The sequence below is a fragment of the Kitasatospora sp. NPDC004799 genome, from assembly GCF_040609095.1.
Classification (GTDB): Bacteria; Actinomycetota; Actinomycetes; order Streptomycetales; family Streptomycetaceae; genus Kitasatospora.
Genome location: NZ_JBEXJK010000290.1, coordinates 1 through 10,419, shown reverse-complemented (window position 1 = coordinate 10,419; position 10,419 = coordinate 1). Strand labels below are relative to the sequence as shown.

Annotated in this window: 7 protein-coding genes and 1 pseudogene; all 8 read left to right on the top strand. The window is 72.8% G+C overall.

Annotated elements, in window-relative coordinates:
* Nucleotides 1-447, top strand: a pseudogene (locus tag ABZW03_RS29075) (RNA polymerase subunit sigma-24); the annotation flags it as partial.
* A gap of 273 nt (nucleotides 448-720) precedes the next feature.
* A complete protein-coding gene (locus tag ABZW03_RS29070; RefSeq protein WP_355264545.1) occupies nucleotides 721-1,509 on the top strand; it encodes a response regulator transcription factor in 789 nt (262 codons plus the stop codon).
* A 12-nt stretch (nucleotides 1,510-1,521) separates the two neighbouring features.
* Entirely contained in the window at nucleotides 1,522-3,021 is a 1,500-nt protein-coding gene (locus ABZW03_RS29065; protein ID WP_355264542.1) for a HAMP domain-containing sensor histidine kinase, read from the top strand.
* A gap of 236 nt (nucleotides 3,022-3,257) precedes the next feature.
* The gene (locus ABZW03_RS29060) at nucleotides 3,258-4,172 is read left to right on the top strand and encodes an LPXTG cell wall anchor domain-containing protein (RefSeq protein ID WP_355264539.1); all 915 of its coding nucleotides are present in this window, start codon (nucleotides 3,258-3,260) and stop codon (nucleotides 4,170-4,172) included.
* A gap of 256 nt (nucleotides 4,173-4,428) precedes the next feature.
* The gene (locus ABZW03_RS29055) at nucleotides 4,429-5,007 is read left to right on the top strand and encodes a Uma2 family endonuclease (protein ID WP_355264536.1); all 579 of its coding nucleotides are present in this window, start codon (nucleotides 4,429-4,431) and stop codon (nucleotides 5,005-5,007) included.
* A 427-nt stretch (nucleotides 5,008-5,434) separates the two neighbouring features.
* Nucleotides 5,435-6,979 carry a cytochrome ubiquinol oxidase subunit I gene (locus tag ABZW03_RS29050; protein WP_355264533.1) on the top strand — a complete coding sequence of 515 codons (1,545 nt, stop codon included), beginning with the start codon at nucleotides 5,435-5,437 and terminating at the stop codon, nucleotides 6,977-6,979.
* A gap of 30 nt (nucleotides 6,980-7,009) precedes the next feature.
* Nucleotides 7,010-8,044 (top strand): cytochrome d ubiquinol oxidase subunit II, encoded by a 1,035-nt coding sequence (gene cydB, locus ABZW03_RS29045; protein ID WP_355264530.1) that lies wholly within the window; start codon nucleotides 7,010-7,012, stop codon nucleotides 8,042-8,044.
* A 4-nt stretch (nucleotides 8,045-8,048) separates the two neighbouring features.
* The coding region (gene cydD / locus ABZW03_RS29040; protein WP_355264527.1) for a thiol reductant ABC exporter subunit CydD at nucleotides 8,049-10,419 on the top strand (2,371 nt) is incomplete at its 3' end.

The following is a 10,419-nucleotide window of genomic DNA, read 5'->3' as shown; positions in this document are numbered from 1 at the left end:
CGCCCCACCCCCCCCCGCCGGCGGGTCCGGGCCGCGCAGGCCCCGGCGGCGCCGACCGGCGCGCAGGCCGGCGTCGTCCGGGAGTTCAGGCGGGCCTGGGAGGCGAAGGACCTCAAGTCGCTGATGGGCGTGCTGGACCCGGACGCCACCGTGATCGCCGACGGCGGCGGCCTGGTCGGCGCGCTGCTGCACCCGCTGACCGGGCGCGAGCGGATCGCCGCCGCCCACCTGGACTCGGACCGCTTCGCGCCCGGCATCACGCTGCTGGAGTGCACCGTCAACGGCCTGCCCGGCCTGGTCGCCAGGAAGGGCGGCGTCGTCGTCACGGTGTTCGCCTTCCGGATCGCCGAGGGCCTGATCACCCACATCTGGGCGGTGCGCAACCCGGAGAAGCTCCGGCCCTGGACGGAGAGCCGACCGAGGGGGAGCGCAGGCGCCCCGGCGTGAGACACGCGGCGTGAGGCGCCGGAGCGAGGCACACGGCGCGAGGCACGCGGGCTGAGGCGCCGGCGCGAGGTGCAGGCCTGCGGCGCGTGACGCCGTGCGCACTCCCCGCCCGTCGTGTCCACGCCCGTGCGCACACCACCGAACCCACCCCGGTGCGCCGATCGTCCAAAAACCGACCGATAAGGTGTTAATCCAACATTCATCCATGCCGCATAGCCTCCGGGGGCTAGCCTCATGCTGAACGTCATCGTCCGACCGGGAGGCGAAAGCCCCGTGCAAGGCACTGTCACCACACCAGGCGGCTCCACGGTGGCCGGGGGCCAGGGCGAAGCGTTCCTGCTCGTCGTGGACGACGAGCCCAACATCCGCGAGCTGCTCTCCGCCTCGCTGCGCTTCTCCGGCTTCCGCGTGGCCTCCGCCGCCACCGGCACCGAGGCGCTCGAACTGGTCGCCGCCGAGCGCCCGGACCTGATCGTGCTGGACGTGATGCTGCCCGACCTCGACGGCTTCACCGTCGTCGAGAAGCTGCGCGAGCGCACCAGCCGCGGACAGATAGCCGGGCCGGCCCACGGCCACCCCGGCGACCACCTGCCGGTGCTCTTCCTCACCGCCAAGGACGGCGTCGGCGACAAGGTGCAGGGCCTGGCGGCTGGGGCGGACGACTACGTCACCAAGCCGTTCAGCCTGGAGGAGCTGATCGCCCGGATCCGCGCGATCCTGCGCCGGGCCGGCGGCCCCGCCGAGGACGGCCGGCTGGTCGTCGCCGACCTCAGCCTCGACCCGGTCGCCCACGAGGTCACCCGGGGCGGCACCCCGGTCTCGCTCTCCCCGACCGAGTTCAAGCTGCTGCACTACCTGATGGCCAACGTCGGCCGGGTGGTCTCCAAGACGCAGATCCTCGACCACGTCTGGGCCTACGACTTCGGCGGGGACCTCTCCATCGTCGAGTCCTACATCTCCTACCTGCGCCGCAAGCTCGACTCCGGCCCGGCGCACGGCCCCAAGCTGATCCACACCGTGCGCGGCATCGGCTACGCCCTGCGCCGTCCCCCGCAGGGCTGACCGGGCCGGCCCGTGCTCGCCCGGTTCTCCTCCCGGCTGTCGCTGCGCGCCCGGCTGCTGGTGCTCGCCCTCGCGCTGGTCACCACCGGGCTCGCGGTCAGCGACGCCTGCGTGCTCGGCACGGTGCGGAAGCAGCTGGTGCACCAGCTGGACGAGCAGCTCCAGCGGTACGGGCCGCCGCTCTCCCGCAAGCCCCCGGGCCAGCTCACCGCGCCGGTCGCCGGGCGGCCCGCCGTGGCCGGCCGGCGGGTCAGCCTGCCCAGCCAGTACCTGGTGCAGTACCTCTCCTCGGACGGCAAGGTCCAGGCGCTGATGCGCCAGCCCGTCTCGGACAGCGACCCGGCGCCCCAGCTGGCCGGACTGGACCCGACCCGGACCGCCCCCGACGTCCCCTTCGACCTGCCCGACCAGCGCGGCCGGCACAGCTGGCGGGTCCTGGTGCTGCCGCTCCAGGCGCCCCGCGGCCAGGCCGCCAACCCCAGCGCGTACGCCTCCCCGGCGGTCACCCCGACCCACGTCATGGTCGCGGTCTCCCGCGAGGACATCGACGCCACCCTCGACAAGCTGCGCACCTCCTTCCTGGCCATCGGCGGCGGCGTCCTGGTGCTGATCGCCGCGCTCGGCTTCTTCGCGGTACGGACCGGGCTGCGGCCGCTGCGCCGGATCGAGGAGGGCGCCGAGCGGATCGCGGCCGGCGAGCTGTCGCACCGGATGCCGGAGCTGTCCCCGGGCACCGAGGTCGGCCGGCTGTCGATCGCGCTCAACGGGATGCTCACCCAGATCGAGGCGGCCTTCGCGGCCCGCGCCGAGTCGGAGGCCCGGATGCGGAGCTTCGTCGCCGACGCCTCGCACGAGCTGCGCACCCCGCTGGCCGGCATCCGCGGCTTCGCCGAGCTGTACCGGATGGGCGCGCTGCCCACCGACGCCGACGTCAAGCGGACCATGACCCGGATCGAGAGCGAGGCCGACCGGATGGGCGCCCTGGTCGAGGACCTGCTGGTGCTCGCCCGGCTGGACGAGGAACGCCCGCTCGACCTCGCCCCGATGGACCTGCGCACCCTCGCCGCCGACGCGCTGCACGACCTCACCGCGCTCGACCCCAGCCGCCCGGTCGCGCTCACCGGCCCGGCCGGCACCGGCGCGCCCGGCGCGGCGCCCGTGGTCGGGGACGAGGCGCGGCTGCGGCAGGTGGTCACCAACCTGGTCGGCAACGCGGTCAAGCACACCCCGCCCGGCACCCCGGTCCGGATCGGGGTGGGCGCGGGCCCCGGCGGCATCTGCCTGCTGGAGGTCGCCGACTCCGGCCCGGGCCTCACCGAGGAGCAGGCCCGGCGGGTCTTCGACCGGTTCTTCCGGGTCGACCCCTCCCGCAGCCGCGACAACGGCGGCGGCGCCGGCCTCGGCCTCGCCATCGCCACCGCCCTCACCCGCGCCCACGGCGGCACCCTCACGCTCCGCACCGCCCCGGGCGAGGGCGCCACCTTCCGGGTCGAACTACCCCGCCAGCGCTGAAACCGGAATTTCCCGGCGGCGCGAATACCGGGAATCCGGACGTTCGGGACGTTCTTTCCCGCGGCTTTGTCGACTCGTCAATTTCCGGTCGAACCAGGAAGGTTCGACGCCGGTTTCCTTGCCGGAAACCGGCATGGAGCGTTAAGAAAACGTGTGCCTATGATCAGCGCTGCCCGGTCGTCAGGAATACTCCGGGCCAAGGGAAATGCTTTCCTTTCGACCCGAAAGGGGTCATTGTGAACCTCCGCCGTTCGCTGGTCTCGGCCGCTCTCGTCGCCGCCGTCGTCTCGCCCGCCGCCGTGTTCTCCGCCGTTCCCGCCTTCGCGGCCCCGGCCTCGACGGCGCAGACCGGGAGCGACAGCGGCTCGATCGCCGAACTGGAGCAGGCCGCCGCCGACGCTGCCAAGGCCTACCAGGCCGCCGTCGCCAACGAGGCCAAGGTGCAGGCCGAGCTCTCCGCGTTCCTCGACGACTCGCAGCCCTACCTGGGCGAGTACCAGGCGGCCCAGGCCGCCGCGGTGAAGGCCGCCGCGGCCAAGGACGCCGCCAACAAGGAGGCCGAGGAAGCCTCCCTGGCGTACGGTCACGCCGCGGAGGCGGACCTGCCCAAGGCCAAGGAGCGGATGCTCAAGGCGATCGCCGTCGCCAACGCCGCCATCGCCGCGGACGAGAAGGCCAAGGCCGCCGTCGCCGCCGCGCGGACCGCGCTGGACGACGCCAGGGTCGAGGCGTTCCGCCGGCTCCACGCCGCGGGCCAGGCCACCAAGGCCGCGGCCGCCGCCAAGGCCGCCGCCGACCAGGCCCTCGCCGACGCCCGGGCGGCCGCCGCCAAGCCGGTCGAGCAGCCGGCCGAGAAGCCCGCCGAGCAGCCGGCCGCCCAGCCGGCGCAGAAGCCCGCCGCCGTCACCCCGGTCTCCAACACCACCAAGACCAGCACCACCACGAACAAGTCGGCCGCCTCCACCACCGCGACCACCAGCCGGACCAGCACCACCCAGGCCACCACCGGCTCGGCCACCGAGCTCGCCGACACCGGCTCCAACCCGGCCACCCCGTACCTGGCCACCGGCGCCGGCCTGGCGATCAGCCTGGGCGCCGCCGCCCTCTACGTCTCCCGCCGCAAGCCGGCCACCGCCCGCTCCGGCTCCTGACCCACCCCGTTCGCGCCCGCTCGGGAGGAGGGCGCGACCACCCCGGAACCGCAGGACGGGCCCCGGCCCGTCCTGCGGTTCCGGCGTTCCCGGCCCCCAAACTCCCCGATCGGGTGAACCGACCGCCGTTCACCCACCCGGCCCTCCGGTCGTGTGCGACCGTCCTGCCGTTGCTTGTGCGGACTCGCGCGGGCTGATCACACTGGACGGGAAGTGGGGTGTTCCGATGAGCGCGGTTGCTGTTGAGGAGACCGGCGTGGACCTGGACCAGGCGCTGTGGGAGATGTGGAAGTCCATGGACGTCCCCGAGGGCGTCCATGTGGAGATCATCAAGGGGTTCGAGGTGTCACCCACCGGTAACAGCCGCCATGCGCGGGTGAACAGGCGGTTGCTCCGAGCCCTGTTCGGGTACCTCCAGGGATCCGGCTGGTCGCCGGGAAACGACTGCAACGTCATTCACGGGCTCAAGGTGTTCATTCCGGACGCGTACGTGGCTCCTGAGGACGACGAGGAGATCGAGCATCCCGACGGCCTGGGGCTGCTCGCTTCCGGAATCCCCCTCGTCGTCGAGACCGTCTCCCCCGGCGCCGAGAGCCGCCGCCGTGACCACGTCCTCAAGCGCCGCGCCTACGCCGCCGCGGGCATCCCGGTCTACGTGATCATCGACGACCACGACGACGGCGGCGCCGTGACCGTCCTCACCGGGCCGGACCCCGAGCACGGTGACTACGCCTCCTCCACCCGCGTCCCCTACGGCAAGGAGGCCGTGATCCCCGAGGGCCCCGCGAAGGGCTTCGTGATCGGCCCCGAGATCACCGGCGAGCGCCGGGGCTGACCGGGGCGGCGCGTCGTTCCGGCGGACCTCTCCGAGTGGCGGGCCGCACTGCTCTCCTCCGGGTGGCGCACGGTCGCGCCCGCGCCGCCCGTAGCACGCCTCTCCGGTCGGCGCGACCGGCTCGCGGGCCTGTCAAGCGCCGGTTCGGCCAACGACTTCCGGCCGTCCGCCCGGTCGTTCGTTGCCCGGCCCGCGGCGGATCCGCAGACTGGGCGGACCGCACCGCACACCGTGACGCAGCGCACAGCGCTGTCAACCCCACCCCACCTGCAGTTCCCTCGTAAGGATGGTGGATACTGGCCCTTGTGAACGTGTTCACGTTCACAAGCGGACAAGCCTGCGGGCTCGGGCAACGGTTCACGGCTAGAGATGAAGTCTGTCCGGAAGACGCCCGTCAGCACGCGGGCAGGTTGGGAGAGAGGGCGACGTGGAACTGGCAATCGCTCACGAGACCATCGCGCGATGGCAATTCGGCATCACCACCGTCTACCACTTCCTCTTCGTCCCGCTCACGATCAGCCTGGCCGCGATCGTGGCCGGGCTGGAGACCGCCTGGGTGCGGACGAACAAGGAGAAGTACTTCCACGCGACCAAGTTCTGGGGAAAGCTCTTCCTCATCAACATCGCGATGGGCGTGGTCACCGGCATCGTCCAGGAGTTCCAGTTCGGCATGAACTGGTCCGACTACTCCCGCTTCGTCGGTGACGTCTTCGGCGCTCCGCTCGCGATGGAGGCGCTGATCGCCTTCTTCTTCGAGTCCACCTTCATCGGCCTGTGGATCTTCGGCTGGGACAAGCTGCCGAAGAAGATCCACTGCGCCTGCATGTGGATGGTCGCACTGGGCACCGTGCTCTCCGCCTACTTCATCCTGGCCGCCAACTCCTGGATGCAGCACCCGGTCGGCTACGCGGTCGACCCGGTCACCGGCAAGGCCCAGCTGACCGACATCGCCGCGGTGCTGTTCCAGAACACCACCCTCACCGTCGTCTTCCACACCCTGACCGCGGCCTTCCTCACCGGCGCCGCCTTCATGGTCGGCATCTCCTCCTTCCACCTCTGGAAGGCCAAGCGCAAGCCGGAGGCGGCCGATCCCAGGAGGACCGCCGTGATGCGCACCTCGCTGCGGCTCGGCCTGGTGCTCGCGGTGGTCTTCGGCGCCGGCACCGCGCTCAGCGGCGACACCCTGGGCAAGGTCATGTTCGAGCAGCAGCCGATGAAGATGGCCGCCGCCGAGGCGCTGTGGGACACCCAGAAGCCGGCGCCGTTCTCGATCTTCGCGGTCGGCGACGTCAGCAAGGGCCACAACTCGGTCGCGCTGGAGGTCCCGGGGGTGCTGTCCTTCCTCGCCCACAACGACTTCAGCTCCTCCGTCCCCGGCATCAACGACACCGCCGCCGCCGAGGCCGCCGCGCACGGCGGGAACCCGAAGGACTACATCCCCAGCGTCTTCGTCACCTACTGGGGCTTCCGCTTCATGATCGGCTTCGGGATGACCTCCTTCCTGGCCGGTCTGATCGGCCTCTGGACCACCCGGCGGAAGCTCTTCCTGAACCCAGCGTTCCGCACCGGCGAGACCGAGGTGCTCCGGCTGATGCTCACTCCCGGGCGGGAGCTCAGCCCGCTGCTCACCAAGTGGAGCTGGCGGATCGGCATCCTGACCATGGGCTTCCCGCTGATCGCCAACAGCTTCGGCTGGATCTTCACCGAGATGGGCCGCCAGCCCTGGGCGGTCTTCGGCCTGATGACCACCTCCAGCGCGGTCTCCCCCAACGTGAGCGTCGGCACCCAGATCGGGGCGCTGGTCACCTTCACCACGCTCTACGCGATCCTCGCGGTGGTCGAGGTCCGGCTGCTGGTCAAGTACGCCAAGGCCGGCCCGGTGGTGACCGAGCAGCCGCCCACCAAGGACCCGTCGCTGCGCGGGCCGTCCTCGGACGAGGACGCCGACAAGCCGCTCGCCTTCGCGTACTGAAGCACGCCACAGCGGAACTGAGGATCTGACATGCAACTCCACGACGTCTGGTTCGTGCTGATCGCGGTCCTGTGGATCGGCTACTTCTTCCTGGAGGGCTTCGACTTCGGGATCGGCATCCTGACCAAGGCGCTGGCCCGCGACACCGCCGAACGGCGGGTGCTGATCAACACCATCGGCCCGGTCTGGGACGGCAACGAGGTCTGGCTGCTGACCGCCGGCGGCGCCACCTTCGCCGCCTTCCCGGACTGGTACGCGACGCTCTTCAGCGGCTTCTACATCCCGCTGCTGGTCATCCTGGTCTGCCTGATCATCCGGGGCGTGGCCTTCGAGTACCGGGCCAAGCGCGACGGCGCCCGCTGGCAGCGGAACTGGGAGGCGGCCATCTTCTGGACCTCCCTGCTGCCCGCCTTCCTGTGGGGCGTGGCCTTCGCCAACATCGTGCGCGGCGTCGACATCGACGCGCAGAAGAACTACGTCGGCGGCCTCGGGGACCTGCTGAACCCGTACGCGCTGCTCGGCGGCCTGGTGACGCTCAGCCTGTTCACCTTCCACGGCGCGGTGTTCGCCGCGCTCAAGACCGTCGGTGAGATCCGCGAGCGGGCCCGGAAGGCCGCCCTGCAGGTCGGGCTGGCCGCCGCCGTGCTGGCGCTGGTCTTCCTGGCCTGGACCCAGGCGGACAGCGGCAACGGCCGCAGCCTGGCCGCGCTGGTCGTCGCGGTGGCGGCCCTGGTCGGCGCCCTGGTGGCCAACCAACTCGGGCGCGAGGGCTGGGCGTTCGTGCTGTCCGGGGCGACGATCGTGGCCGCCGTCGCGATGCTCTTCCTGGCGCTGTTCCCGAACGTCATGCCCTCCACCCTGAACCCGGAGTGGAGCCTGACCGTGAGCAACGCGGCGTCCGCGCCGTACACGCTCAAGCTGATGACCGTCGTGGCGGCGGTCTTCACCCCGCTGGTGCTGCTCTACCAGGGCTGGACGTACTGGGTGTTCCGCAAGCGGATCGGCGTCCAGCACATCCCCGGGCACCAGCCGGCCGCGCCCGCCGCCCCGCTCGACCGGGCCTGACGCCGTGCGGCCGGTCGACCCCCGACTCCTCGGGTACGCCCGCACCACCAGGGCCTTCCTCGCCGGATCCGTGCTGCTCGGCGCGGTCGGCGCGGCCCTGGTGGCCGCCCAGGCGAGTCTGATCGCCGAGATCGTCGTCCGCGCCTTCCAGCGCGGGGCGACGCCCGGCGAGCTGACCACGCCGCTGCTGCTGCTCGCCCTGACGGCCGTCGGGCGCGGGCTGGTCGGCTGGCTCACCGAACTGACCGCGCACCGGTCCGTCGCCCGGGTGAAGTCCACCCTGCGGCGCCGGCTGCTCGACCACGCCACCGCGCTCGGCCCGTCCTACCTGGCGGGCCGGCGCACCGGCGAACTCACCACCCTCGCCACCCGCGGCGTCGACGCGCTGGACGACTACTTCGCCCGCTACCTGCCGCAGCTGGCGCTGGCCGTGGTCGTCCCGGTGATCGTGCTGCTGCGGATCGTCGGCGCCGACTTCACCTCGGCCGCGATCATCGGCGGGACGCTGCCGCTGATCCCGCTGTTCATGGTGCTGATCGGGATGGCCACCCAGTCCCGGATGGACCGGCAGTGGAACACCCTCGCCCGGCTCTCCCACCACTTCCTCGACGTGGTCGCCGGGCTGCCCACGCTCAAGGTGTTCAACCGGGCCCGCGGCCAGGCCGCCACCATCGCCCGGATCACCGCCGACTACCGCCGGGCCACCCTGCGCACCCTGCGGATCGCCTTCGTCTCCTCCTTCACCCTGGAGCTGCTCTCCACGCTGTCCGTCGCGCTGGTCGCCGTCACCATCGGCTTCCGGCTGGTGGACGGCACGCTCGACCTGGAGACCGGGCTGATGATCCTGGTGCTCGCCCCCGAGGTGTACTTCCCGATCCGCCAGGTCGGCGCGCTCTACCACTCCAGCGTCGAGGGGCTGACCGCCGCCGACGAGCTGTTCCGGGTGCTGGAGACCCCGCTGCCGGCCGCCGGGGCCACCCCGGCGCCGGACCTCGCGGGCGCCGTGATCGCCGCCGGCGGCCTGACCGTCCGGCACCCCGGGCGCACCGAGCCCGCCCTGGACGGCGCCGGGCTGACCCTGCGTCCGGGCTCCAGCACCGCGCTCACCGGCCCCAGCGGCGCCGGCAAGTCCACCCTGCTGGCCGTGCTGCTCGGCCTCACCGCCCCCGACGCCGGCACCGTCCGGATCACCGCCGCCGACGGCCGCTCGTACGACCTGGCCGAGCTGGAGCCGGAGAGCTGGCGGCGGCAGATCGCCTGGGTGCCGCAGCACCCGCACCTCTTCGCCGGGACGGTCGCCGAGAACCTGCGGCTCTACCGGCCGGAGGCCACCGAGGAGCAGCTGTGGACGGCGCTGCGGGCCGCGCACGCGCTCGACTTCGTGACCGACCTGGCCGCCGTGCTGGGGGAGGACGGCGCCGGGCTCTCCGCCGGGCAGCGCCAGCGCCTCGCCCTCGCCCGGGTGCTGCTCGCCGACGACCGGCCGCTGGTGCTGCTGGACGAGCCGACCGCCAACCTGGACGGCGCCTCCGAGGCGGCCGTGGTGGACGCCGTGCGGACGCTCGCCGTGGACCCGGCGCGCACCGTGCTGGTGGTCGCGCACCGACCGGCCCTGCTGGCGGTCGCGGAGGAGCGGGTCCGGCTGGCCGGCCCCCGGCCGGTGGTCGGCGCCCCGGTCACCCCGCTCGCCCACAGCGGGCTCCCGACGCCCGCCCCCGCCGACGCCGCCCCCGCCGCCGAGGAACCCGAGGGCGGCAGCACCCCCCGGCTGGCGCTCTCGATCCTGCTCGGCGCGCTCGCCCTCGGCTGCGCCGTCGCGCTGATGGCCACCTCCGGCTACCTGATCTCCCGGGCCTCCCAGATGCCCCCGGTGCTCCACCTGATGATGGCCGTCACCGCGGTACGGGCCTTCGGCATCGGCCGCAGCGTCTTCCGCTACGCCGAGCGGCTGGTCTCGCACGACGCGGTGCTGCGCACCCTCGGCACCCTGCGGGCCGCCGTCTACCGGCGGCTGGGCGCGCTCGCCCCGGCCGGGCTGCCCGCCTTCCGGCGCGGCGACCTGCTCTCCCGGCTGGTCGCCGACGTGGACGCGATCCAGGACCACTACCTGCGCTGGCGGCTGCCGGCCGCGGTGGCCGGCCTGGTCGGGCTGGCCTCGACGGCGGCGGTGGCCGCCTTCCTGCCCGCCGCCGGGCTGGTGCTCGGCCTCGGGCTGCTGCTCGCGGGCGCGCTGGTGCCCGAGGTGCGGATCGACCGCGAGAACGACGTCACGGTGATCGCGGCTGCCCCGGGACCTGCGCACCCTCAAGGACCTGCGGGCCGAACTGGCGGACTGGATCACCGTCTCCGAGACCGCCCCGAACCCCCGGCCCGGG